Here is a 24,088-nt window from a genome sequence, read left to right as displayed (position 1 = left end):
TCCTCGGCTCTCGTGCACGCCTCAAGGTCTATTGGACAGCTTGCGGCAGGAAAAGGGCAATCTGCGGAAAGGCGATGAGCAGACCGGCCATGACCAGCATGGTCGCCGCATAGGGTGCCGCCCCGAGCATCACCTCGGACATCCGCCCGCCCTGCCGCGCGCCCTGAACCACATAGAGGTTGAGGCCCACTGGGGGCGTGATCAGCGCCATCTCGATCAGCACGATCATCAGGATGCCGAACCAGATCGGGTCATAGCCCTGCGCCACCACCAGCGGCACCACGATGGGAATTGTGACCACCATCAGCGACAGCGTCTCGATGAAGAAGCCCAGCACGATATAGATGCCGACCACGACCATGATCGTGCCAAGCGGCGACAGGCCGAGACCACCCAAGAGGGTTTCGAGTTCACGGCCCAGCCCGGCAGAGGCCAGCGTGAAGTTGAGGAACGACGCGCCGATCACCACCAGCATGATCATCGCGGTGATCTTGACGGTGCCAAGCAGGCTCTGGCGCAGCACATCGAAATTCACGGTGCCAAAGAGCGCGGCGATGACAAACGCCCCGAAGACGCCCACCGAGGCGGCCTCGGTCGGGGTCGCCCAGCCCTTGTAGATCGAGCCGATGATGACGGTGAAGAGCAGGATGATCGGGATCAGTTGCAAAAGCGCGCGCAGCATTTGCACCAGCGGAAACACCCGCCGCTCGCCGCCCAGATCGGGGCGGATCATGCAGATGATCACGGTGACAACCATGAAGGCGAGCGCAAGGCCGATGCCCGGCACGAGGCCCGCGAGAAACAGCTTGGGGATCGAGCTTTGGGTGAGAAAGCCGTAGACGATCAGGTTGATCGAGGGCGGGATCATGATGCCGAGCGTGCCGCCCGCCGCGATCGCGCCCGAGAACAATTTGGGGTCGTAGCCCAGCTTTTCCGCCTGCGGCATGGCGACGGTGGCGACGGTCGCGGCGGTGGCCACGGAACTTCCCGAGGTGGCCGAGAACATCGTCGCGGTGGCGACATTGGCATGAACAAGGCCGCCGGGCAGCCAGCTGACCCAGTGATCAAGCGCGGCATAGGTGCGCGTGGCGATGCCGGAGCGCACAAGGATTTCTCCCAGAAGCACGAAGAACGGAATCGCGATGAGCGTGGGATTGTTGGAGGTGGACCACACAAGGTTTCCAAGCCCCCGGATCAGGGGAAAGGGACTGAAAAAGAGGTCGAGCCCGAAGCCCAGAAGAAAGAGCACGATGCCCACGGGGATCGACAGGCCCAGCAGAAACAGCAGGCCAAAGGTTGCATAGGCGATCATTCCGTGGCCTCCGCTTCGCCAAGCGCGCCGATGGCCTGATCGGCCCGGTCATAGTCGCGCCGCAGCACCAGCAGCGCCGCCGCCGTCAGCGTCAGCCACGATACCAGTGCAAACCACACCCAGCCCGCGAACCATGGAATCTGCACCAGTGCCAGCGGCGTTTCCAGCGGCGTGTTCGCCCGCGACGCATTGTTCAGGGAGCGTTCCACCACCGGCCAGGACCACCACGCGACCAACGTGACCGTGCCCGCCAGCGTGGCGAGCGCGAAAAGATCGAAAAGCGCCCGCGTCACCGCACCGCCGCGCGAGCGGATGAGGTCGATGCGCACATGGCCCAGTTCCATCAGCGCATAACCCATGCCCCAGGATGTGGCGATGGCCATGACATAGCCGCTGATTTCATCGGTGCCGCCGAACGATGCCTCGACCTGCCGCAGCAGGATATCGCTGAGCACGAAGGCGGCACAGGCCAGCAGGAAAAGGCCAACGGCAATCGCCACCCCCCTGTTGATCCTGCGCAGCGCGTCGAGCAGCGCCACGGCAGTCGAGGCCCCTGTCGTCATGCTCAGTTCACCCCGTCGATGGTGACGCCGACGGTGGCGCCTACGGTTTCGTTCCAGCGCTTGGCCCAGTCGTCGCCCGCGCGCTCGGCCCAGTCGGGCAGCACGGTATTGACCAGAACCTCGCGGGCGCGCTCGAAATCGGCGTCTGACACCTCGACCAGCGTCATGTCGCGCGCCTCGCCTGCGGGGCAGTCGCCATTGCCGGTGAGGCAGGCGATATCATTGACCAGAGCGTCCTGTGCGGTGGCCCAGGCGGGGTCTTCGAACTCGGTCTTGATCTGTGTCTCAATGAGCGATTGCGTGCTCTCGTCGAGGCTGTTCCAGCGGTCGAGGTTCATAGCCGTCACCACGCTGTCCCAACCGCCGAGCGGGATGGGCAGAAGGTGGGTGGAGACCTCCCACCAGCCCGCCGAATAGCCGGAACCGGCCCCGGTCACGGCGCAATCCACCACGCCGTTCTGCAGCGCGCCCGGCACCTCGCCGAAGCTGACATTGATGCCCTCGGCGCCCAAAGCCTCCAGGAACTGCGCGGTCATGCGGCCAGAGGCGCGCACCTTTAGTCCTTCAAGATCAGAGAGTTCCGTGACCGGCGCGTTGCAAAATACCACCTGCGGCGGATAGGGCGCGATGGCCAGAACATGGCTGTTGAACCGGTCGTTGAAGATATCCTCGACCATCGGACGCGCGGCATCGACCATCGCGCGGGCCTCGTCGGCGGTGAGCGCCACCAGAGGCACGTCGAGTCCTTCGAGTTCGGGCGCGTCGGCCACGGCGTAATCGGCCACGGTCATCGCCACATCATAGACCCCGTCGCCGAGCAGGCGGTAGACGTCACCCACCCCGAGATTCATTTGGTTATGCGTGGTCAGCGAGACGTTGATCTTGCCATCCGAGGCGGCGGGCAGGGTCTCGGTCCAGAACGGGGCCTCGTATTGCTTGTGCAGGGGCAGGCTTGACCAGCTGCCCACCACCGAGAGGTCCTGCGCCGCGAGCGGTGCGGCGAGGATGGTGGAGGCGGCAAGAATTGCGGTGAATTTCATGGGTCTTTCTCCTTGTCGGTTTCGTGTCGGTATTCCGTCGGTATTGCGTCGGTGGCTTGAGGTTACGCGGCCTGCGGGGCCAGCACGGGCACTTCGGCCTCTTCGGGAACATCCGTGATCAGCATATGACCGGGCTTGTGGGTGATACAGAGCGGCGGCGCGGCGGCCTCGATCGCCACTTGTGGCGTCACCCCGCACGCCCAGAAAACGGGCACCTGCCCCTCGGCCAGCGGCATCGGATCGCCCCAGTCGGGGCGGGTGATGTCGGTGATCCCGATCTCCTCGGGTGCGCCGTGATGGATCGGTGCGCCATGTGCGAGCGGGTAGCGGCGGGAAATCTGTTCGGCCTCGCTCAGGCGTGCCGGGTCTATGGCCCGCATGCTGACGACCATCCGCGCGCGGAACGGACCGGCGGGCGCGCAGTCGATATTGGTGCGGAACATCGGCACGGTGGTGTCGTTCTCGACATGCCAGAGCGAGATGCCCGTCAGCATCAGCGCATGCTCGAAGGTGAACGAACAGCCAAGCGCGAAGGCCACCATGTCACCCGTCCACAGATCGCGGATATCGGGGGCAGAGCCCTCAAGCCGCCCGTGGCGGTAGATGTTATAGGCGGGCACATCGCTGCGAATGTCGATGTCGCGGCCAAGCGTGTGCATCATCGGATTGCCGGTATCCGAGACGCCCACCAGCGGGCAAGGTTTCGGATTGCGCTGGCAAAACCGCATGAAGTCGAGCGCCAGCGCCTCGGGGAGGATCACGATATTGGCCTGAAGATACCCGGACCCCAGCCCGGCGGTATGGCCCGCATAGCGCCCGGCGCGAATCTCGGCGCGCAGGCTGGGCAGGTCGGCATCTCTCAGGCGGTCGAAATCGGTGGTCACGGGCAGCCCCTTGATTGCATGCCCCAGCGTGACCGGGACGCACTATAAAATCAAATCGAATAAATTTGTCGCTTGATATCGAAATTATTTATCGCCCAGATGGGCGCGATACTCCTGCGCCACGTCCCGCGCCGCGCGGGCCGCGAATTCGACCACGTGACTGCGCGGCTCGGCCACCCATGACGCGGTAAAGCGCAGCGGCGGCGGCACCCAGCCGGGATCGAACTGCCGGATGCGCCCCGCCGCCACGTATTCCGCCCCCAAGGCGCGCGGCAGGGCGGCGATGCCCAGATCGGCCTCGACCAGCCGGAAACAGGCCGAGAGCGACGAGGAGGGAAAGATCGACACATCCGGGCCCACATGCTCGAACAGCAACTCGCGCAGGTCGCGGTAAGGCCGGGTGTTGCGGGCATAGGTCAGCACCGGGCGGCTGAGATAGGCCGCCGGGTCATTCTCGACGGGTGCCTCGCCAGCGACATACCACGCCAGATCGAACCCCGGCAGGTCGATATTGTCGACCGTATATTCCGAGATCGGCCCGAGCAGGATCGCAAGGTCGATCTCGCGCCCCAGCAGACGCTCGCGCAGGTCGAGCGAGATATCGACGTTGAACTCGATCTGCAGCTTGGGAAAGTTGCGGTGCAGCCGGGCGATGAGATCGGGCAGCCAGCATTGCGCGATGGTCTCCGAGACGCCGATGCGCAGATGCCGCTCCAGCCCCTTTGGGTCGATCACGTCCTTCTCGATCATCTCCTGCAACCGCTCGAATTTCTCGGCGTAAAGCAGCAGCCGCTCGCCGCGCTTGGTCAGGGTCATGCCGCCCGCGTCCCGGTCAAAGAGCGTGCCTTGCAGCGTGTCTTCGAGGTTACGGATGCGGGCAGTGACGGCGGGTTGGGTGAGGTTCAGGCTCACGGCGGCCTTGCGCACGCCGCCGGTGCGGACGACCGCGAGAAAGGTGCGCAGATGGGCAAGGTTGAGTTGAGCCATACCCGAGCCTAGCGCAACACCATGCGCAGGGCCATCGCCTCACGCGCGGCTGTGCATCTCGTAGCCCGGCGGGGCGAGGGCCGTGACGGTGGTGATCGGATCGCTGCCGTTCCAGGTGCTGCGGGCGATGCCAAAGAGCGCGTCACCTTCCTCGGCCCCCAGAAGAGCGGCGTCATCGGCAGCGGCCTTCATCGCGAAAAACCGCAGGTCGCAGCGGCTGTAGGGGCGGTGCTGCAACAGCCATTCATTGGCGTTCTCGCGGCTGAGATCGACATCGAGGATCTCGGGCACAGTGTCGAGGCAGATCCAGCGATCCTCGAAAAGATAGGGCCGCTGATTGGCCAGATGCAGGGCGCGGACATGCAGCATGCGGGCGGGGGCGCGCATCTCGAGCGCGGCGGCAACGGCGCGCGGCGCGTCGGCCTCTTCGCGAGAGACGAGTTGATAGCCGTAGCGCGCGCCGGTTGCCTCGACCTCCAGCCGGGCGACGGGGATGTGAAAGGTCGCGCGGGTGGCGGGCAGGCGCAGCACATGCGTGCCGCCCTTGCGCTTGCGCTCGATCAATCCTTCGTCGGCCAGCGCGCGCATGGCGCGTTGCACCGTGGCGCGGGCGCAGCCGAGATCGAGCGCGATATCCTCGTCGCGTGGCAGGCGGGTGCCGGGGCGGTAGGTCGCGTCGAGGATACGCCCCTGTATGGTGTCGTAGACATCCCGCCAGGTCAGCCGCTCCGCTATCGTCATGTCTCGTCCTGCAATTGCGCCATGGTGGCCCTGAACCGCCTGCATATCGCGTCGCGGTCGCGATGGCGACCATGCTGCACCACATGGCGGCCCGCGCTCCAGACATCGGTGATGCATTGCGCGCCGTGACCGCCGAAGATCAGCATATCGAGCGCCACGTCACCCGCACGGTCGCAGAGCCACTCGTTGTCTGTGGAAATCCCCACCAGATCGGCGAGATATCCGTGCGCGAGCGCGCCGCATTTCCGCCCCGCCGCCTGCGCGCCCCCGGCGAGCGTCGTGTCGATCAGGCGACGCCCGGTGGAGCGCGCCTGCGTCGCCAGCACCGCGCGGGCACGGTCACGCAGGCGTTGCGAATATTCCAGCGTCCTGAGTTCGTCGAAATACGCGATGTGGATGTTGGAATCCGACCCCACCCCGATGCGGCCCTCTGCCCCAAGATAGGCTGCGCCGTTGAAGATCCCGTCACCCAGGCTCGATTCGGTGATCGGGCAGAGACCAGCCACGGCACCGGTGGCGGCAAGCGCGCGGGTCTCGGCCCCGGTCATCTGCGTGCAATGGATCAGGCACCAGCGCGAATCGACCGCGTGGGTGTCAAGCAGCCACGCCACCGGCCGCGCGCCAAGATGCGCCTCGACCTCCGAGACCTCGGCCTGTTGCTCGGCCAGATGCATGTGGACGGGGCCATCGGGGCAGAGCGCGAGCGCCGCCTCCAGCCCCGCCGCCTCCACCGCGCGCAGCGAATGCGGCGCTGTTCCGATGCGGTCGTCGGCGTGGCCGTGCTCGGCCAGCACCCGCGCGGCCCCGGCATGCAGGCGCGCGAATCGCTCCGGGTCGTTGCCGAAGCGTAATTGCCCGCCTGCAAGGGGCCGCGCATCGCAGCCGCCCCATTGATAGAGCACCGGCAAGAGCGTGAGGCCGATGCCCGCCTGCTGCGCGGCGGCCACGATGCGCGCGCTGAGTTCGGCGATATCGTCATAGCCCTGCCCCTCTGCGGCGTGATGCAGGTAGTGAAACTCCGCCACCGCGCCATATCCGGCCTCCAGCATCTCTATGAAGACCATCGCCGCGATGGCCTCGATCTGATCGGGATCAAGCCGGTCGAGAAAGCGGTACATCTGCCGCCGCCATGTCCAGAAACTGTCCGCCGGGTCCGGCCCCCGCGCCTCGGTCAGTCCGGCCATGGCGCGCTGAAAGCTGTGGCTGTGCAGGTTTACCGGGGCCGGGATCACCACGTCGAGATGGGTGGGCGCACGGGCGGTCATCGGCCCGAGCGATTCGATCCGGCCCTGCGCATCGAGGGTGATCTGCACATCGCGCGCCCAGCCTTGGGGGGTAAGTGCCTGACTGGCGGTGATGATTTGCATGACGCGACTCCGTTGACATATTATGTACATACATATTAATATTAAGCTTGAATGAAATCAAGGACAGCACGATGCCCGACCGCCTGCTTCTGACCGATCTGACTGCTGCGACGATGACCCCTGGCACGGTGGCCTATGGGCTGATCGAGGGGGCCGCGATCTGCCTGGAAGGGGCGGAGATCCGCTGGGTCGGGCCTGCGGACGAGGTGCCGGAGGCGTTCCGCGATGCGCCCGTGCGGTCGCTGGACGGACGGCTGGTCACGCCCGCGCTGATCGACTGCCACACCCATATCGTGCATGGCGGCCACCGCGCCCGCGAATTCGAAATGCGGCTGGAGGGGGCGAGCTACGAGGAGATCGCGCGCGCCGGGGGCGGGATCGTCGCCACGGTGAGTGCAACCCGGGCGGCAGATGAGGAGACGTTGCTTGCGGATGCGCTGCCCCGGGTCGATGCGCTGATCGCCGAGGGGGTGGGGTGCATCGAGATCAAATCGGGCTATGGACTTGATCTTGAAACGGAACTGCGAATGCTGCGGGCGGCGCGGCGGATCGGCGAGATGCGGCCAGTGAGCGTGGTCACAGGCTTTCTGGGGGCGCATGCGGTGCCCGCCGGAGAGGATGCCGACCGCTATATCGACGATATTTGCCTGCCCGCGCTGGAGGCGGCGCATGCCGAGGGGCTGGTCGATGCGGTGGACGGGTTTTGCGAGGGGATCGCCTTTGATACTGCGCAGATCGCGCGGGTGTTCGAGCAGGCGCGGGCGCTGGGCCTGCCGGTGAAGCTGCATGCCGAACAGTTGAGCCATCTGGGTGGCACGGCGCTCGCGGCGCGATATGGCGCGCTCTCGGCGGATCATGTGGAATACGCGACGGAGGAGGACGCCCGCGCACTGGCGCAAGCGGGCAGCGTCGCCGTGCTCTTGCCGGGTGCGTTCTATACCCTGCGCGAGACGCAAGCCCCCCCGGTGCAGGCGTTTCGCGACGCGGGCGTGGCGATGGCGGTGGCCACCGATCTCAACCCCGGATCGTCGCCGCTCGGCTCGCTCCTGCTGGCGATGAACATGGGCTGCACGCTGTTTCGCCTGACGCCGGAGGAGGCGCTGGCGGGCACGACGCGCCACGCCGCGCGCGCACTCGGGCTGACGGACCGGGGCGAGATCCGCGCCGGGCTGCGCGCCGACCTGGCGGTGTGGAATGTCGAGACGCCGGCGGAACTCTCCTACCGGATCGGCACCAACCCGCTTCATTCCCGCATTTTCGGAGGACACTCGTGACTGAAACGCTCATCCCCGGGGCCACGTCGCTGGCGCAACTGGAAACGCTGTGGCGGGAGGGGGCGGCCGCGCGGCTCGACCCGTCTGCGCGGGACGGGATCGAGCAGGCGGCGGCGCTTGTCGAACGGGCCGCGGATGGTGAGGCGGCGGTTTACGGCGTCAACACGGGCTTTGGCAAGCTGGCCTCGGTCAAGATCGCGGGAAAGGATACCGCGCAATTGCAGCGCAACCTGATCCTGTCGCATTGCTGCGGCGTGGGCGAGGCGCTGGATGCGACCTCCACGCGGCTGATGATGGCGCTGAAGCTGCTGAGCCTCGGGCGCGGCGCGTCGGGCGTGCGGTGGGAGATCTGCGCGCTGATCGAGGACATGCTGGCCGCCGGTGTGGTGCCGGTCATTCCGGCACAGGGATCGGTGGGGGCGTCGGGTGATCTGGCCCCCTTGGCGCATATGGCGGCGGTGATGATCGGCGAGGGCGAGGCCGTGTATCAGGGCGAGACCCGGGCAGGCGGCGAGGCGCTGGCGCGCGCGGGGCTCACGCCCGTCGTGCTCGGCCCCAAGGAGGGGCTGGCGCTGATCAACGGCACGCAATTTTCCACCGCCTGTGCGCTGGGTGGCCTGTTCGAGACCATGACGCTGGTGCGCGGCGCGGTGGTGACATCGGCGCTCTCGACCGACGCGATCATGGGCTCGACCGCGCCCTTGCATCCGATGATCCACGACCTGCGCGGGCATCAGGGGCAGATTGACGTGGCCGCCGCGATGGTCGCGCTGATGGAGGGCAGCGCGATCCGCGAGAGCCACCGCGAGGGCGATGCCCGCGTTCAGGACCCGTATTGCATCCGTTGTCAGCCGCAGGTGACGGGCGCGGCGCTCGACCTCATCCGCTGGGCGGCGCGCACGCTGGAGGTGGAGGCGAACGCGGTGACGGACAATCCGCTGGTGCTGGTCGAGGATGGCGCGATCCTGTCGGGCGGGAATTTCCATGCCGAGCCGGTGGGCTTTGCCGCCGATACGCTGGCGATGGCGATTTCCGAGGTTGGGGCGATTGCGCAGCGGCGGGTGGCGCTGATGGTCGATCCGACGCTGTCGTTTGACCTGCCCCCCTTTCTGACGCCCGATCCGGGGCTGAATTCGGGGCTGATGATCGCCGAGGTGACGACGGCGGCGTTGATGAGCGAAAACAAGCACATGGCGCATCCCTGCACCATCGACAGCACGCCCACCTCGGCCAATCAGGAGGATCACGTGAGCATGGCGGCGCATGCGGCCTATCGCCTGCGGCGGATGACACGGAACCTGTCGGTGATCCTCGGGGTCGAGGCGATCTGTGCCGCGCAGGGCATCGAGGCGCGCGCGCCGCTGGAGACATCGGGGCCGTTGCGCGATGCTGTGGCGCGTCTGCGGGAGGTGGTGCCGAGCCTCGGGGCGGATCGCTATATGGCGCCCGATCTGGAGGCCGCCGCCGCGCTGATGCGCGACGGTGCGCTGGTGCGCGCGGCGGGGCTGGAGCTGGCGTTATGATCGAGGTGGTGCAGGGAGGCGGGCCGCTGGTGCTGGGCCTGCCGCATACGGGAACGTATGTGCCGCCGGAGGTCATGGCGCGGCTGAACGCGACGGGGCGCGCGCTGGCCGATACCGATTGGCATCTCGAGCGGCTGTATGACGGGCTGGTCAGCGATGTGACCACGGTGCGCACGCCGGTGCATCGTTACGTGATCGACGTGAACCGCGCGCCTGATGGCGAGAGCCTTTATCCGGGGCAGAACACCACGGGTTTGATTCCGTTGACAGATTTCGACGGCGTGCCGATCTGGCGCGACGGGGAAGCGCCGGACGCAGCAGAGGTGGAGGCGCGGCGTGTCGCGTATCACGCGCCCTATCATGCGGCGCTGGCAGAGGAACTGGAGCGGGTACGGGCGCGGCACGGGTTTGCGATCCTGTATGATTGCCATTCCATACGCTCGCGTATCCCATTCCTCTTCGACGGCGTTTTGCCTGATCTGAACATCGGCACCAATGGTGGTGCGACCTGCGCGCCGGGGATCGCGGCGGCGGTGGAGGATGTCTGTGCGGCGAGCGGATATTCCACCGTCACCAATGGCCGCTTCAAGGGCGGCTGGACGACGCGCCATTATGGCCGCCGCGATGAAGGGCTGCACGCGATCCAGATGGAGCTTTCGCAGGCCACCTATCTCGCCGCCGAGGCCCCGCCCTGGACCTATGACACTGCCCGCGCGGAGCATCTGCGCGCCCTGCTGCGCCCGATCCTTGAAACCCTGTCCGCATGGAGACCGTGATGACCGATCCCCGCAAGAACACCCGCGACGTTTATCCCTCCACCGGCCCGGAGTTGAACGCCAAGAGCTGGCAGACCGAGGCACCGCTGCGGATGCTGATGAACAACCTGCATCCGGACGTGGCCGAGAACCCGCATGAGCTGGTTGTCTATGGCGGCATCGGGCGGGCGGCGCGGACCTGGGCGGATTTCGATTGCATCGTCGAGAGCCTGAAGGACCTGGAGGCCGACGAGACGCTGGTGGTGCAGTCGGGCAAGCCGATTGCCATCGTGAAGACGCATAGCGATGCGCCCCGCGTGCTGATCGCCAACTCGAACCTCGTGCCGCATTGGGCCACCTGGGACCATTTCAGCGAGTTGGATCGCAAGGGGCTGATGATGTATGGCCAGATGACCGCCGGGTCGTGGATCTATATCGGCTCACAAGGCATCGTGCAGGGCACCTACGAAACCTTTGCCGAGGCCGGGCGGCAGCATTACGGTGGCGACCTGACCGGCAAGTGGATACTGACCGGGGGCCTTGGCGGGATGGGCGGCGCGCAGCCGCTGGCGGCGGTGATGGCCGGGGCGTGCTGTCTGGCGGTAGAGTGCAACCCCGACAGCATAGATTTCCGCCTGCGCACGCGGTATGTGGACGAACGCGCCGAGAGCCTTGATGAAGCGCTTGCCATGATCGAGCGCTGGACGGCGGCGGGCGAGGCGAAGTCGGTGGGCCTTCTGGGCAATGCCGCCGATATCTTTCCCGAGATTTACCGGCGCGGCATCCGACCCGACATGGTTACCGATCAGACCAGCGCGCATGACCCGGTGAACGGCTACCTGCCGCAGGGCTGGAGCATGGCGGAGTGGCGCGAGAAGCGCGAGAGCGATCCCAAGGCGGTGGAGCGCGCGGCGCGGGCGAGCATGAAAACCCATGTCGCGGCGATGGTGGATTTCTGGAACGCGGGCGTGCCGACGCTCGATTACGGCAACAATATCAGGCAGGTGGCGCTGGATGAGGGGCTGGAAAATGCCTTTGCCTTTCCCGGCTTCGTGCCCGCCTATATCCGGCCGCTGTTCTGCCGGGGGATCGGTCCGTTCCGGTGGTGCGCGCTGTCGGGCGACCCGGAGGATATCTACCGCACCGACGCCAAGATGAAGGAGTTGTTTCCCGACAACATCAAGCTGCACAACTGGCTCGACATGGCGCGCGAACGGATTGCCTTTCAGGGGCTGCCCGCGCGGATATGCTGGATCGGGCTCGGGGATCGGCATCGCGCGGGGCTGGCGTTCAACGAGATGGTGGCGAGTGGCGAGTTGAAGGCGCCTGTGGTGATCGGGCGCGACCATCTGGACAGCGGTTCGGTCGCCAGCCCGAACCGCGAGACCGAGGCGATGAAGGATGGCAGCGACGCGGTGAGCGACTGGCCGCTGCTCAATGCCTTGGTCAATACCGCCTCGGGGGCGACATGGGTCAGCCTGCATCACGGCGGCGGCGTTGGCATGGGGTTCTCGCAGCACGCGGGCGTGGTGATTTGCGCCGATGGTACGCCCGAGGCCGCCAAACGGCTGGAGCGGGTGCTGTGGAACGACCCGGCAAGCGGGGTCTGGCGGCACGCGGATGCGGGCTATGAGGAGGCGCTCGATTGCGCCCGCGCGCACGGGCTGCGCTTGCCGCGTATTCTGGGGTGAGGCCTCAGCGTGCTTGCAGCCGTGCGTACGAGACAGCCGGTCGATCTTGCGAGACACTGAACCGGCTGCGCAAGAACTCGAATACGCCATAGTCAGAGGTTGTCCGACATTGAAACACCAACTTAGCGATATTATTTATCGTTGCAAATCAACTGCTTGATAAATTTTTCGACACTCTGAAAACAAACTTGCCGACACCCCTATACCAACTTCCGACATCGCCATACCAACTGATCTTCATCCGATAGGAAGCGTGAATCGAAAAAGGCCGCCCGAAGGCAGCCGACATACAGGCTTCAAAATAGGGCTTTCGCTCATTGAGCTGGGCGACGCTTCCTGCCGTCCAGCCTGGCCGGTAGCGAGCCCATTTCAATTCGAACGTCAGGAAAAGCCGTTCGATAGTTCCGCGCAGTTCCGGGACACCGGTGACCGCATTCAGGAACGATCCTGTCAATCGCCTCACTGCTTCGCAAAACAGCGCGCCACCGAAAGGCGTTGAATGCAGAAGCTGTTCAGCTCGAGCCATGAAATGCTGGTTGACTTGAGACAAGACCTATGACCGCTGGGTCGGCACTTTCTACACGTCTTCAGATGTGGATATTGGCACGCTTGCCATTCAATTCTTGGGGTGCGGGAAATTCATGATACGCTTTCCTTGGAAATGGCAAATCTAAGATTGGAGCAATGCGTGCCTACGGCCAAGGGTTCACCTCGGAATGTCTCATTGCGCGACCAACTGCGCGCGCATACGCATCAACAACACGAGCGGTTACACGAGCACGCTTGTTTTCAGGCACTGTTCAACCAGACTCTTGGCCTCGTTGATTACCGGGGTTTGATCTTGCGGCTTTACGGGTTTTACCAGCCGCTTGACCTGGCGATTGGGCGCGCGATTTCATGTGGAGCGGCATGCACTGCCGGTTACGATTACGCGGACCGAGCCGGGTATCTGGCGCAAGACCTGGCGGATCTGGGATGGAGCGCCGAGGCCATTGAAGAGAGCCCGCGATGCAGCGAGGCGTTTGACATCGTGTCTCCCGCGTCGCTGGGCGGAATACTCTACGTGGTCGAGGGCGCGACACTCGGGGGGGCGCGCATCGACCGCGCCGCGCGCCGGTTGCTTGAGCGCGAAGACGAAGCGGGTCGGCGGTTCTGGTCATGGTGCCGGGCGGTGGGTGGCCACCGTTGGCCGATGACCAACGCATACCTCGAGGGGCTGGAGGTCGAGGGGGCCGCCGTCAGTGACCTGAGACAGGGTGCTCACGACACGTTCCGGCTGCTGGCAGACTGGCTTGCGCCGCTGGACCATTCAACCCCTCTTGCCGTTGCGAGGGTGCCGTGACGCTGGATACCGTCAACCTCGAAACCTGCGACCGGGAGCCGATCCACCTGATCGGCGCGGTCCAGCCGCATGGCGCCCTGATTGCAATCGACGGGGAGCGATTCACCGTCGAATTCGCGAGCAGAAATGCGGCCTCTTTCATCGGGCTCGGGCCCGAGCAGATCCTCGGGAAGGATGTTGCCAGGCTCATCGGTGAGACCAATGCGCGGCATTTGCGGAGCCTGACGCTGGGACTGTCGACCCCGGACCTTCTAAGCCCGTGGTTCATAAGTTTTCCGGGGCCCTACGGCACGCGGATAGATCTGGAATGCCTGCCACATCGAAGCAACGGTCATATCGTTCTCGAGCTGTTGCATCCCGAGCCGACGCCGGCGCGCGTTTGGGAAGATGAATATCTGCGCCGGGAGTTCATCTCGGAACTTGTCACGCCGGGCGCGCTCGAGGATCTTGCCAATGCAAGCGCGCGGATCATCCGCGATGTGACCGGGTTCGACCGGGTGATGATCTACCGGTTCGCCGAGGACAAGCATGGCGAGGTCATCGCCGAGAGCACCAATCGCCCCGACAGTTTTCTCGGGCTGCACTATCCCGCGTCCGACATTCCCGATCCGGCGCGGCGGCATTTCCTGCTGAACGTCGTGCGGGCGATCCCCGACATCAACAGCGAGCGGGTGCCGATCATCAGCCGCAAGGGGGGCGTCGCCGACGCGCAATCCGCGTCTCCGCTGGATCTGACGTTTTCCAAGCTTCGCGCCGTCGCCCCGGTGCATGTCGAGTATCTCAACAACATGGGCGTAGCGGCAAGCCTGTCTATTTCACTGGTCACCAACAACCAGCTCTGGGGGCTGGTCGCCTGCCACAATTACGAGCCGCGCGAGATATCTTCGAGCCGGTTGCGTTTTGCCGAACTCCTGGGGAGCACCACCTCTGCGCTGCTGCAAAGTATCGAGAGCACCAACCAGCTCCAGAAGAGCATCACCGCCGAGAAGACGGCCTTTCGCATAGAACAACAGGCGCGTGGCGGCACGTCGCTGGGGTCGCTCATAAACGACTGGGCCCCGGTGCTTATGCAATTGATCGAGGCGCAGGGGATGTTGCTCTTTCGGGGCGATGGCGTCGTCACGTTCGGCGCGGTGCCGGACAAGCCTCTGGATTTTTCCGGTCTTTGCAAGCTGCAGACGGACGGCGTTGCAACGACCGCGCAGTTGTCGGACCATATCGACATGGACGCGGAGCAATTGACGGTTGCCGCCGGTGCCGCGCTTCTTGATCTGTCCGAAGATGGCCGGGATTATCTGGTCTTTCTGCGCAGCGATTTCGAACAGACGATCCGCTGGGCCGGAAAGCCCGACAAGGTCGAGACCACCACGGAAGGCGGGGTCACGCGCCTGTCGCCGCGTGGCTCCTTCGCGCTTTGGCGCGAGGAGCGACGCGGCCAGAGCCGTCCCTTTTCGGCGATGGACCGTGATGCGCTGCGCATCCTGCGCCGGGCGCTTTTCGCCTTGAACAGTCTGGAGCACGAGCGTGCCGCACGCGAGGCGCAAAAGACTGCGGAGGAGACGGAAACCCGCTTGCGGCACGCGCTTCTCGATGCCTCGCGGGCCAGCTCGATGGGTGAGCTTGCCTCGGCGATCGCGCATGAGCTGAACCAGCCCCTGTCGGCGATTTCCAATTACATCAGCGCGTGCCGCCAGGAATTAAGGAACGCCGACGTCGAAATCCCGGACCGGGTGGCGCAACTCATCGACGAAGCCGTCGCCGAAACGACACGGGCCGGTGACCTGATGCGCCGCATGCGCAATTTCATATCTGCGGGCGACCTGAACGCAGAATATATCGACCTCAACAAGGCCATCCAGCAGGGCATCGACCTTGCGCTCGCGTATGTCGATCTGCCAAGGCTTCAGGTCAATCTGCTGCTGGATCAGGGCATCCCACGGGTTCTTGCCGACCCGGTACAGATCGGTCAGGTCATGCTGAACCTGGCGCGCAACAGTATCGCGGCGATGCAGGGGGCAAGGGTCCAGAAACTGACCGTCGAAGTGATAAGATCAGGCCAGTGGGTCAAAGTATATGTCCGTGATACCGGGCACGGGATACCAACGGAACAGCGCAAGTACCTGTTTGAGCCGTTCAACACATCGACCACCCAGGGCATGGGCATAGGTCTTTCTTTGTGCCGCTCAATCATCGAGGCACATGAGGGCCGGATCTGGGCCGAACCCGCAAAGACCGGCTCGGTATTCGTGTTTCAACTGCCGATAGAGGGGGCAAATGGCGAACAGGCCTGATCAGGACTTTCCGGTCTATGTCGTCGAAGACGACGAGTCCGTGCGGAACTCCTTCTGCGCGCTGTTGAACGCGCATGGCTATGCGACAATGCCTTGCGCGTCGGCGGAAAGCTTCCTCAAGACGTTCGACCCGGCGCAGAAGGCGTGCATGCTGCTCGACGTTCGGCTGCCGGGAATGAGTGGCGCGCAATTGCAGGCTCAGCTTGCCGAGATGGGCATAGATATTCCGATCATCGTTGTCACCGCACATGGCGACGTTCCCATCGCGGTGCAGGTCATGCGCAACGGGGCCATCGACTTTATCGAGAAGCCGACAGAGGCTGGTCGGCTTCTCGAAGCGATCGAATTGGCCGGGGGGTTGCTGGCCAACCGGGCCCCCGCCCAGCTTTCCAAGAAGATCATTGCCGACCGCCTGACTAAACTGACCGACCGGGAGAAAGAAGTGCTCCGCCACATGCTCGAGGGAAAGCTCAACAAGGAAATCGCCGCAGAGCTTGGGATTAGCCGCCGGACCATCGAGGTTCACCGCTGGCGTATCCGCGAGAAAATGCAGGTGCGCGGCATCGCCGATCTGATCCGGATACTGGGCTAATTCCGTCGCCAGGCAAATTACGTATAAGTACGTAGTGGCAATTCCCAACTATCCCGGTGACACCCTATCCCCCTAAGCTCAATTGTCTCGACGGGGATCTTGAGACATCTGGATGGGCTTGATCTTGGGCAGTCGAACGTGAGGGATGACCATCCTCGACGCAATATGAATGTCGGGAGGGGAACGTTTGTATACAGCAGCACCGCTACTGATCCACCCAGGCGCCGGAAACGACGACTCGGTCCCGCACGACGCCGCGCGCATCAACGGCCAACCGCCTTTGCACCTGCTGGCAGGCTTGGCCCACGAAGTCGTTCGCCGCATTGCCTATCGGGAGAGGGACGCCGATGCTCTGCCTCACTCACCCTCCCCAGAGGACGTTGAGGACCTCTGCATGGCCCTGCTTTCGAAAGAGGGCAGGGCATCGGCGGAGGAGATGATAAGCACCCTCGCCAAGAACACCACGACAGAGGTGATTTACCTCAAATACCTTGCCGCCGCAGCGCGCATGCTGGGTGACTGGTGGACCGAAGATCGGGTGAGTTTTACCGACGTGACCGCTGCGACCGGGCGCATTTTCGAATTGCTGCGGAAAATCACCATCGCCGCGCATCCCGGCTCAAACAAGCAGGATCTGACGGTTGTCTTTGCCTCGGTTCCGGGCGAACACCATACCCTCGGCATCCGTATGGCCGCAGATCTTTTTCGCGACGACGGATGGGAGATCGCTCTCAAGATCGGCCTGAGCGAGGCGGAACTGGTCGCCGAGATCAAGAAGCTGCCGCGCTGCATTGTCGGGCTGTCCATTGGCGGGCAGCACTCGCTCGACAGGCTGGCCGGTCTCGTAGAGGCGCTGCACAAGCATTGTCCCCGGGCCGTCATTGTCGTGAGTGGACAAGACGTAGGCGGCCTCAGACCGCGCCTGTCCGCAATGGGCATTGACCATGTCGCCGCTGAGATCAACGAGGCGAAAGAACATATTTCGGCGCTGTGGGACCGCGAAATGGCGAGAGATGCCTGTCCTTCGGTGTACGATGGCGAGCCTGAAGACCGGCTCTCCTGACGGAGCAGACGGCACCGGGATCGAACCGATCTCCACACCCGGTCAGCGCGAATATACGGCGCGCAGTTCAGGCTTCACGGTGTGGGTGTACCTCCAGCAGTTAAAGCCCATTCCCCATAAGCCGGGATCTCCGGGGCAGCGAGCGGTGGGACACAACGGGCACGAATGACCGGTCTGGCGAAGCCGCAACGCAGCGACGATGCCTGTTGAGCGACGGCTGGTTCGGGCCGTCCGTGAAGACGGCCCTCTCGATTAGATTTCTATGGCTTCGGAGATAGCCAATGCATCTTCAAGCTCAACGCCGAGATACCTGACGGTGCTATCCATCTTCGTATGCCCCAACAGCAATTGGACTGCGCGGAGATTGCCTGTGTTCTTATAGATCTGCGTCACCTTTGTTCGTCGCAAAGAATGTGAGCCGTATGCGCTCGCCTCGACTGCAGTCTTCGCCGATAACGACAGCCCTGATCAAAGCTGCCGTTTTAAAAGCCAATTTTGCCTGTGCCGTTGAACACGGTGTGGAACTGGATGACACCCATTGAATGCGGATGGTGACAGATCTGCCTGAACCTTGACAACCTCGTCCCTGCCACAAACTGGATGCAAAGGTACGAGTTCTGTATTCTGCCGGTGTGCCTTTTCGGGCCCCGCTTCAATAGATAGCTGTTTTTGGCTCGCCGCCGTCTTCCACGCACCCGCGATACATCCCTTCGCAGTTGAATGGCATGGTCAGGGCCCCATCACGGTCGATACAGATCAATCCGCCCGATCCGCCGATGGCGGTCAGGTCGCCCAAGATGATCTGGCGTGCCGCCTCGGTCATCGGTTGTTTAGCCAGCCGCATGCGCGCGTCGATTTCATGCGCGACCGAGAGGCGAATAAAGGCTTCGCCGTCGCCGGTGGCCGAAACGGCGCAGGTGGCATCGTCGGCGAAGGTTCCGGCACCGATGATCGGGCTGTCGCCGATACGGCCCCTGCGCTTGGCCGTCATGCCGCCTGTTGATGTTGCTGCGGCGAGGTTGCCCGCGCGGTCCAGCGCGACGGCCCCCACTGTGCCATGACGCCGGGCCGGGTCATCGTCGAGCGTGCCGTCAGCTTCCATCTTCAGAGTGCTTTGCAGACTGTCCCAACGTTCTTGCGTGAAGAAATAGGAATCATCCTCAAAGGCCAGCCCCGCGTCCCGTGCGATTTCGAGCGCGCCGTCGCCGACCATAAGCACGTGATCGGTCCGTTCCATGACGGCGCGTGCAAGGCGCACTGGATTGCGCACGCCGGAAATGCCGGCGACCGCCCCGGCCATGCGCCCACGCCCGTCCATGATCGCGGCATCCATTTCGTGCGTGCCATCCCGAGTGAATACTGCGCCACGACCAGCATTGAAGAGAGGTTCGTTCTCAAGCGCCTCGACCGCGATGGTGACCGCATCTAGGGCCGTGCCGTTGCGCGACAAGACCGCCTCTCCGGCAGCCAGGACGCGCGCGAGGGCGGCGTGGCAGGCCGCCTCACGTTCGTGAGACATCTCGGGGCGAGGCAAGACACCGGCGCCCCCGTGAATGGCGAGCACGAAACCTTTGGCCATGGGACACCTTTCCTTGATTCATTGACACGTGCCGTTGCACAGGTGCCATCGACTTTCTGGTACCATACTGCCCGAGTAAACCTGCTTGAAAGTGTGACAAGCTTGTTACGTTGCGACGCATTGCATACTGACGTCGTTTATCTGGTAACAAACATGTTTGTGGAGTGATAATTTCCACAATATGTAGGTCTTGTCTACCGCAGACTGGAGGTCCGTTCATGGACATGTCGATTCGTCCTGTGCCCAGAGGGAAACTTGTCGCCATCGGCGGCGCAGAAGATAAAGCCTCGAACACCGAGATCCTGAGGCAGGTCGTGGCGTTGAGCCAGACTGAGGCGCCGGTCGTCGGGGTCATCACCACGGCCAGCAGTATCCCTGACGACGTGTTCGCCGATTACCGTCAGGTGTTCGAGAGGCTGGGTGCCAGCGAGGTGCTGGACGTGCGCATACGCGAGCGCACCGATGCGGCTGCCCCCGCTTTGCTCGACATGCTGTCGCGCAGTGATGTGATATTCATTTCCGGCGGCGACCAGATGCGCCTGACCAGTATCCTGGGTGCGTCTGCTGCCCTTTCGATGATCCGCAAGCGCTATGACGAGGGCGCTGTCATAGCGGGGACAAGCGCGGGCGCGGCGTGCCAGTCGACCACGATGGTGTATGGCGGCAATGCGACGGATTCTCTTCGCAAGGGCGCTGTCAAGATGTCTGCGGGCTTTGGCCTGATCGAGGGCGTAATCATTGATACGCATTTCCTTGAACGGGGGAGATTCTCGCGTCTGATGGAAGTCGGGGCGACGAATCCCGAGTATCTCGGCGTTGGCCTCGGAGAAGATGCGGCAGTTCTCTTCGAGAACGACAACATTTACGCTTTTGGCCCCGGTCACGTCATCCTCGTTGACAGTTCGGCCATAACCAGTTCCAATGTATTCGATCTTTCTGACGGTGAGGCGGTGAGCGTCCACAACGTCATTATGCATGCGCTGGTCGACGGGAACGGGTACAGTTTCACGGATCGGCGGGTACTTGGGCCGAAAGAGCTCGGGACCGGCAGTCTGGAGCAAAGGAATGCGTATACTTGAGCACCGCGCGCTGCGCGGGCCGAATTATTACAGCCGCTATCAAGCTATCTACATGCGGCTTGATATCGAAGACCTCGAAGACCGCCCAAGCGACAAGGTGCCCGGCATAGCGGAAAAGCTCGAAGCCATTTTTCCCAGTATATACGAACATCGCTGTTCGATCGGAGAGCCTGGCGGGTTCCTGCAACGGGTGCGTAACGGTACCTATGCCGGGCATATGGTCGAACACCTTGCCATCGAGTTGCAGAATTTGGTCGGGTTCTCGGTGGGCTATGGCAAAAGCGTCGACAGCTATGAGCGCGGCGTCTACAACGTCGTCTACCGCTACCGCGACGAAGCCACCGGCCTTGCCGCGGGCGAGGCTGCGGTCGAGATTGTGCGCAAGCTCTACGATGGCGGCCATGTCGATCTTGACCCGGTCATCGAACATCTCAAAGAAGTTCGCGACGCCAATGCGCTCGGCCCTTCGACGGGGTCGATCGTCGACGCTGCCAAGGCCCGCAACATACCCTGGACCAATCTGACTGAGGGGACCAGCTATACGCAACTGGGGCATGGCGTGAAACAACGCCGGTTCCAGGCCACGGTGACCGACGAGTCGGGCATCATCGGCCACTCCATCGCCGACGACAAGGACTGGACCAAGCAGATACTGGGCGATGCCGGGATCGCGGTGCCGCAGGGCTACACCTGCTATTCCTGGGACGAGATCAAGGAGGCCGCCGAATGGATCGGCTGGCCAGTGGTGACCAAGCCGCTGGCGGGCAATCACGGGCGCGGCGTGACCACCGATATCGACAATCTCGACGACCTGAAATCGGGCTACGACGCGGCGCTTGCGCGGGTGCGCGACGACTCCGGTGCCGTGATCGTCGAGAGCTACATCAAGGGCGAGGATCACCGGATGCTGGTGATCGGCGGCAAGCTGGTGGCGGCCGCGCGCCGCCGCCCGGCACATGTCACCGGCGATGGAAACTCTACGATCCAGGCGCTGATCGACAAGGCCAATGAAGATCCGCGCCGCGGCGTGGGCCACGAGAACGTGCTGACCCAGATCCACGTGGACGCGCAGACCCACCGGGTTCTCGAACAGGCGGGGCTGACGCTGGACAGCGTGCCCGGCGATGGCGAGATGGTGTTCCTGAAATCGACGGCCAATATCTCGACCGGCGGGACGGCCACCGATCTGACCGACGAGGTGCATCCTGATATCAGGTTTTCGATGGAGCGGATCGCGCGGCATGTCGGGCTCGACGTCATCGGGATCGACCTGCTGGCCGAGACGTTGACCAAGCCGCTCGATCAGCAATCGGCGGGCGTGGTCGAGGTCAATGCCGGGCCCGGTTTCCGGATGCACATGGCGCCGACACATGGCACGCCGCGCCCGGTGGGCGAGCATGTCGTCGACATGCTGTTTCCCGATCCAACCGACAATGGCCGTATTCCGATCACCGCGATCACCGGCACAAACGGCAAGACCACGACGACCCGCCTGACCACGCATATCCTGCGCCAATCGGGGTATTCGGTGGGCATGGGCTGCACCGGAACGGTCGAGATCGACAATCATGTGATCCTGCGGGGCGACTATTCCGGCCCGGCGGCCGCACAGGCCGTGCTGCGGGAGCCCACGGTCGAGCATGCCGTGCTCGAGGTTGCGCGCGGCGGCATCATGCGGCGCGGTCTGGGCTTTGATGAATGCGATGTGGGTGTATTGCTCAACATCGCGTCGGATCATCTGGGCGAGCGGGACATCCACACGCTGGAAGACCTGGCTCGCTGCAAGACGGTGGTCGTCGATTCGGTCAAGAAGGACGGCGGCTATTGCGTGCTCAATGCCGATGATCCTCTGGTGATGGAGCATGGCACGTACTGGGCTCGGGGCGAAATCATTTATTTCACGATGGACCCGGAAAACCCCGCACTGCAGGAGCACCTGAGCGAACGACGCATGGTCGTCACGGTCAAGAACGGGCGCATCGTGTTGCTGCGCGGCAAGGTTCTGGTCGATGTGGTGGATGTGAACGACGTGCCGATCGCCTTCGAGGGGCACGCGCCCTTCAACGTGCAGAACGCGATGGCCGCCGCTGCAGTGGCACTGGCCCATGGCATCGAGATCGACGATATCCGCGCCGGTTTGCTGACCTTCCACCCGACCCCGGCGCAGATGCCCGGGCGCACCAATTATTTCGAGGCCGACGGCGTCTATTGCCTGATCGACTACGGTCACAACGTGCCGGCGCTGGTCGCGTTGGAGCCGCTGGTGAACGGCCTTGGACAACAGCGCAAGATCGGCGTGTCGACCGCGCCGGGCAATCGCCGTGATGAAGACCTCGCCGCTTTGGGCGCGCAACTCGCCAAGATGTGCGACGTGCTTTACGTCTACGAATCCGACGCACGCGGTCGCGCCGAAGGCGAGACCGCAGACCTGATACGGAAGGGGGCAGCCGACGCCGGATCGGACTGCGCGGTCGAGGTCATCATGAAGGAAAAAGACGCCGTTGACCGGGCCATGGCGGATGCCGTGCCGGGCGATTTTCTGCTGTTGCTGGTGGATGACATCACCGGCACCACGGAGCGGCTCAAGGGACGGAGTTTTCCGGTTCAGTCCGATCTCGCGCAGGTCTGAGGACAAACTGCACCCATCCGGTGCGTCAGCCTCACTGGTGCGCACGCCCTGATCAGGAAGGACCAACACCATGACCAAGAATGTCTTCGTCGTCGGATTGAACGCGATGAATGCCGAGCGACTGACCCGGCTGCGGGGGGTCGAGGATGTCGTCTTTCACCCGCTGCTGACCTCCGAGGCGGTGTCGGACACCCAGGAATTCGACATCCCCGCAATGCTGCGCGAGGCCGAGGCGACGCTCGACGCCTTTGACGGCTCGATCGACGCCATCGTGGGGTATATCGACTTTCCGGTTTCCACCATGTTGCCGCTGCTCTGCGCGAAATACGGCACCCGCAACGCCTCGCTGGAATCCTTGCTGAAATGCGAGCATAAATTCTGGTCGCGTAAGGTGATGGCTGAGGTGATCCCCGAGCACGTCCCGAAATTCACCGCCTTCGACCCGTTCGACGACAACGCATTGTCAACGATCGGCGCGGCGGATCTGCGCTTTCCGTTCTTCGTCAAGCCGATCAAGTCATCCGGCTCTCGTCTTGGCTTTCGCATCGACAGCCCCGAGGATTTCGACTACGCGGTCGCCGCCTTCCGCGCCGAGATCGGCCAGATTTCAGAGCCGTTCAACTATGTGCTGGATCAGGCCGACCTGCCCGACGACATCAAGGCGATCGAAGGGCATTACTGCATGGCCGAACAGGTGATCGGCGGGCGACAATGCACCGTCGAGGGCTATGTCCACGAGGGCGAAGTCGTGCCTTACGGCACGGTCGATTCGATCCGCTATCCGCAGGTTCTCAGCTTTTTCTACTATCTCTACCCCTCGACCCTGCCGCGCCGCGTGCAGGACGAGATGAACGAGATCACCTGCAAGGTGATGGCACATATCGGATATGACAATGCCGGCTTCAACGTGGAGTATTACTGGGACGAGGTGCAGAACAAGATCTGGTTGCTGGAAATCAACACCCGTATCGCGCAATCGCATTGCGACCTCTTTGAAATGGTTGACGGGGTGAGCCACCAGCAGGTGACGGTCGATCTGGGCCTCGGGCGCAAGCCTGACATGCCCCGGGGCGAGGGGCCGGAAAACGTCGCCGCAGAGTTCTTTTACCGGGTGTTCTTCAACGACGCGACCCTCGCGCGGGTGCCCTCGCGCGCCGAGTTGGAGGTGGCCTCCGAGCAGGTCGAGGGCACGCGCATTGCCTCCTATGTAAAACGCGGCATGCGGCTGTCGGAACTGCCCGAACAGGACGCCTACAGCTATGCCGTGGCGTCGATCTGGATGGGGGCAAACAAGCAATCCAAGCTGTTGTGGAATTACGAGCAGGTCATGAAGAAGCTGAATTACGAGTTCAGCGACATCGAGGAATAGGCCAACG

The 24,088-nt window shown here is 63.6% G+C and carries 20 protein-coding genes and 1 pseudogene; 11 read left to right on the top strand and 10 right to left on the bottom strand.

Annotated features, from left to right (window positions below; all coding sequences use genetic code 11):
- Positions 1–28 precede the first annotated feature (28 nt).
- The 7 genes from ACSSV4_RS00325 to ACSSV4_RS00295 all read right to left on the bottom strand — a co-directional run bounded on the left by ACSSV4_RS00325 (position 29) and on the right by ACSSV4_RS00295 (position 6,894).
- Positions 29–1,312: a TRAP transporter large permease gene (locus ACSSV4_RS00325; protein ID WP_454272642.1), complete on the bottom strand. Its 1,284-nt coding sequence runs from the start codon at positions 1,310–1,312 to the stop codon at positions 29–31.
- Positions 1,309–1,875: a TRAP transporter small permease subunit gene (locus ACSSV4_RS00320; protein WP_454272641.1), complete on the bottom strand. Its 567-nt coding sequence runs from the start codon at positions 1,873–1,875 to the stop codon at positions 1,309–1,311. The genes ACSSV4_RS00325 and ACSSV4_RS00320 overlap by 4 nt, the downstream gene beginning before the upstream one ends.
- Positions 1,876–1,877: 2 nt before the next feature.
- Entirely contained in the window at positions 1,878–2,915 is a 1,038-nt protein-coding gene (locus ACSSV4_RS00315; RefSeq protein WP_454272639.1) for a TRAP transporter substrate-binding protein, read from the bottom strand.
- 62 nt (positions 2,916–2,977) lie between these two features.
- Positions 2,978–3,799 (bottom strand): putative hydro-lyase, encoded by an 822-nt coding sequence (locus ACSSV4_RS00310; protein WP_454272638.1) that lies wholly within the window; start codon positions 3,797–3,799, stop codon positions 2,978–2,980.
- Between the two features lie 84 nt (positions 3,800–3,883).
- Complete coding sequence (locus tag ACSSV4_RS00305) at positions 3,884–4,786, bottom strand: LysR family transcriptional regulator (protein WP_454272637.1); 903 nt, start codon at positions 4,784–4,786, stop codon at positions 3,884–3,886.
- Positions 4,787–4,825: 39 nt separating this feature from the next.
- Complete coding sequence (locus ACSSV4_RS00300) at positions 4,826–5,527, bottom strand: GntR family transcriptional regulator (protein ID WP_454272635.1); 702 nt, start codon at positions 5,525–5,527, stop codon at positions 4,826–4,828.
- Positions 5,524–6,894: a formimidoylglutamate deiminase gene (locus tag ACSSV4_RS00295; protein WP_454272633.1), complete on the bottom strand. Its 1,371-nt coding sequence runs from the start codon at positions 6,892–6,894 to the stop codon at positions 5,524–5,526. The genes ACSSV4_RS00300 and ACSSV4_RS00295 overlap by 4 nt, the downstream gene beginning before the upstream one ends.
- A 113-nt stretch (positions 6,895–7,007) precedes the next feature.
- Here ACSSV4_RS00295 and hutI point away from each other — a divergent pair, with 113 nt between their 5' ends.
- From hutI to hutU, 4 genes are read left to right on the top strand one after another with little or no spacing between them, the layout of a single operon-like run.
- Positions 7,008–8,168, top strand: coding sequence for an imidazolonepropionase (hutI, locus tag ACSSV4_RS00290; protein WP_454273371.1), 1,161 nt, complete (start codon positions 7,008–7,010; stop codon positions 8,166–8,168).
- Entirely contained in the window at positions 8,165–9,691 is a 1,527-nt protein-coding gene (gene hutH, locus ACSSV4_RS00285) for a histidine ammonia-lyase (RefSeq protein WP_454272632.1), read from the top strand. The genes hutI and hutH overlap by 4 nt, the downstream gene beginning before the upstream one ends.
- Positions 9,688–10,467, top strand: coding sequence for an N-formylglutamate deformylase (gene hutG / locus ACSSV4_RS00280; RefSeq protein ID WP_454272631.1), 780 nt, complete (start codon positions 9,688–9,690; stop codon positions 10,465–10,467). The genes hutH and hutG overlap by 4 nt, the downstream gene beginning before the upstream one ends.
- Entirely contained in the window at positions 10,467–12,137 is a 1,671-nt protein-coding gene (gene hutU / locus ACSSV4_RS00275; protein WP_454272629.1) for a urocanate hydratase, read from the top strand. The genes hutG and hutU overlap by 1 nt, the downstream gene beginning before the upstream one ends.
- A gap of 148 nt (positions 12,138–12,285) precedes the next feature.
- Here hutU and ACSSV4_RS00270 read toward each other — a convergent pair whose 3' ends face one another.
- On the bottom strand, positions 12,286–12,663 hold the full coding sequence (locus ACSSV4_RS00270; RefSeq protein ID WP_454272627.1) for a hypothetical protein: 378 nt from the start codon (positions 12,661–12,663) through the stop codon (positions 12,286–12,288).
- 135 nt (positions 12,664–12,798) lie between these two features.
- On the opposite strand from ACSSV4_RS00270, the gene ACSSV4_RS00265 reads away from it, so the two are divergent.
- From ACSSV4_RS00265 to ACSSV4_RS00250, 4 genes are all read left to right on the top strand, one after another.
- Positions 12,799–13,479 carry a biliverdin-producing heme oxygenase gene (locus tag ACSSV4_RS00265; protein WP_454272626.1) on the top strand — a complete coding sequence of 227 codons (681 nt, stop codon included), beginning with the start codon at positions 12,799–12,801 and terminating at the stop codon, positions 13,477–13,479.
- Positions 13,476–15,770, top strand: a complete 2,295-nt coding sequence (locus tag ACSSV4_RS00260; RefSeq protein WP_454272624.1) for an ATP-binding protein — start codon at positions 13,476–13,478, stop codon at positions 15,768–15,770. The genes ACSSV4_RS00265 and ACSSV4_RS00260 overlap by 4 nt, the downstream gene beginning before the upstream one ends.
- A complete protein-coding gene (locus tag ACSSV4_RS00255; RefSeq protein ID WP_454272622.1) occupies positions 15,754–16,362 on the top strand; it encodes a response regulator transcription factor in 609 nt (202 codons plus the stop codon). Before ACSSV4_RS00260 ends, ACSSV4_RS00255 begins: the two co-directional genes overlap by 17 nt.
- A gap of 187 nt (positions 16,363–16,549) precedes the next feature.
- Positions 16,550–17,425 carry a cobalamin B12-binding domain-containing protein gene (locus ACSSV4_RS00250; protein ID WP_454272620.1) on the top strand — a complete coding sequence of 292 codons (876 nt, stop codon included), beginning with the start codon at positions 16,550–16,552 and terminating at the stop codon, positions 17,423–17,425.
- Between the two features lie 252 nt (positions 17,426–17,677).
- On the opposite strand, the pseudogene ACSSV4_RS00245 reads toward ACSSV4_RS00250, so the two are convergent.
- Together ACSSV4_RS00245 and ACSSV4_RS00240 are read right to left on the bottom strand one after the other, a co-directional pair.
- Positions 17,678–17,863, bottom strand: a pseudogene (locus tag ACSSV4_RS00245) (tyrosine-type recombinase/integrase); the annotation flags it as partial.
- Between the two features lie 214 nt (positions 17,864–18,077).
- Entirely contained in the window at positions 18,078–19,004 is a 927-nt protein-coding gene (locus tag ACSSV4_RS00240) for an isoaspartyl peptidase/L-asparaginase family protein (protein ID WP_454272618.1), read from the bottom strand.
- A 218-nt stretch (positions 19,005–19,222) separates the two neighbouring features.
- Between ACSSV4_RS00240 and ACSSV4_RS00235 the strand changes: the two genes are divergently transcribed.
- From ACSSV4_RS00235 to ACSSV4_RS00225, 3 genes are all read left to right on the top strand, one after another.
- A complete protein-coding gene (locus ACSSV4_RS00235; RefSeq protein ID WP_454272616.1) occupies positions 19,223–20,083 on the top strand; it encodes a cyanophycinase in 861 nt (286 codons plus the stop codon).
- The gene (gene cphA / locus ACSSV4_RS00230; RefSeq protein WP_454272614.1) at positions 20,070–22,712 is read left to right on the top strand and encodes a cyanophycin synthetase; all 2,643 of its coding nucleotides are present in this window, start codon (positions 20,070–20,072) and stop codon (positions 22,710–22,712) included. The genes ACSSV4_RS00235 and cphA overlap by 14 nt, the downstream gene beginning before the upstream one ends.
- 70 nt (positions 22,713–22,782) lie before the next feature.
- Positions 22,783–24,081, top strand: coding sequence for an ATP-grasp domain-containing protein (locus ACSSV4_RS00225; protein ID WP_454272612.1), 1,299 nt, complete (start codon positions 22,783–22,785; stop codon positions 24,079–24,081).
- The last annotated feature ends 7 nt before the right edge of the window (positions 24,082–24,088 follow it).

It is taken from the genome of Roseovarius sp. MBR-154 (assembly GCF_053628595.1).
The sequence above is the reverse complement of the archived record's forward strand: the minus strand, read 5'-3'. Positions and strand labels throughout refer to the sequence as shown.

Bases quoted from the DNA above. Each gene is read 5' to 3' on its own strand.
- ACSSV4_RS00325 (WP_454272642.1), bottom strand. From the start codon at position 1,312: ATGATCGCCTATGCAACCTTTGGCCTGCTGTTTCTGCTGGGCCTGTCG.
- ACSSV4_RS00320 (WP_454272641.1), bottom strand. From the start codon at position 1,875: ATGACGACAGGGGCCTCGACTGCCGTGGCGCTGCTCGACGCGCTGCGC.
- ACSSV4_RS00315 (WP_454272639.1), bottom strand. From the start codon at position 2,915: ATGAAATTCACCGCAATTCTTGCCGCCTCCACCATCCTCGCCGCACCG.
- ACSSV4_RS00305 (WP_454272637.1), bottom strand. From the start codon at position 4,786: ATGGCTCAACTCAACCTTGCCCATCTGCGCACCTTTCTCGCGGTCGTC.
- ACSSV4_RS00300 (WP_454272635.1), bottom strand. From the start codon at position 5,527: ATGACGATAGCGGAGCGGCTGACCTGGCGGGATGTCTACGACACCATA.
- ACSSV4_RS00295 (WP_454272633.1), bottom strand. From the start codon at position 6,894: ATGCAAATCATCACCGCCAGTCAGGCACTTACCCCCCAAGGCTGGGCG.
- hutI (WP_454273371.1), top strand. From the start codon at position 7,008: ATGACCCCTGGCACGGTGGCCTATGGGCTGATCGAGGGGGCCGCGATC.
- hutG (WP_454272631.1), top strand. From the start codon at position 9,688: ATGATCGAGGTGGTGCAGGGAGGCGGGCCGCTGGTGCTGGGCCTGCCG.
- hutU (WP_454272629.1), top strand. From the start codon at position 10,467: ATGACCGATCCCCGCAAGAACACCCGCGACGTTTATCCCTCCACCGGC.
- ACSSV4_RS00270 (WP_454272627.1), bottom strand. From the start codon at position 12,663: ATGGCTCGAGCTGAACAGCTTCTGCATTCAACGCCTTTCGGTGGCGCG.
- ACSSV4_RS00265 (WP_454272626.1), top strand. From the start codon at position 12,799: ATGGCAAATCTAAGATTGGAGCAATGCGTGCCTACGGCCAAGGGTTCA.
- ACSSV4_RS00255 (WP_454272622.1), top strand. From the start codon at position 15,754: ATGGCGAACAGGCCTGATCAGGACTTTCCGGTCTATGTCGTCGAAGAC.
- ACSSV4_RS00240 (WP_454272618.1), bottom strand. From the start codon at position 19,004: ATGGCCAAAGGTTTCGTGCTCGCCATTCACGGGGGCGCCGGTGTCTTG.
- ACSSV4_RS00235 (WP_454272616.1), top strand. From the start codon at position 19,223: ATGGACATGTCGATTCGTCCTGTGCCCAGAGGGAAACTTGTCGCCATC.
- cphA (WP_454272614.1), top strand. From the start codon at position 20,070: ATGCGTATACTTGAGCACCGCGCGCTGCGCGGGCCGAATTATTACAGC.
- ACSSV4_RS00225 (WP_454272612.1), top strand. From the start codon at position 22,783: ATGACCAAGAATGTCTTCGTCGTCGGATTGAACGCGATGAATGCCGAG.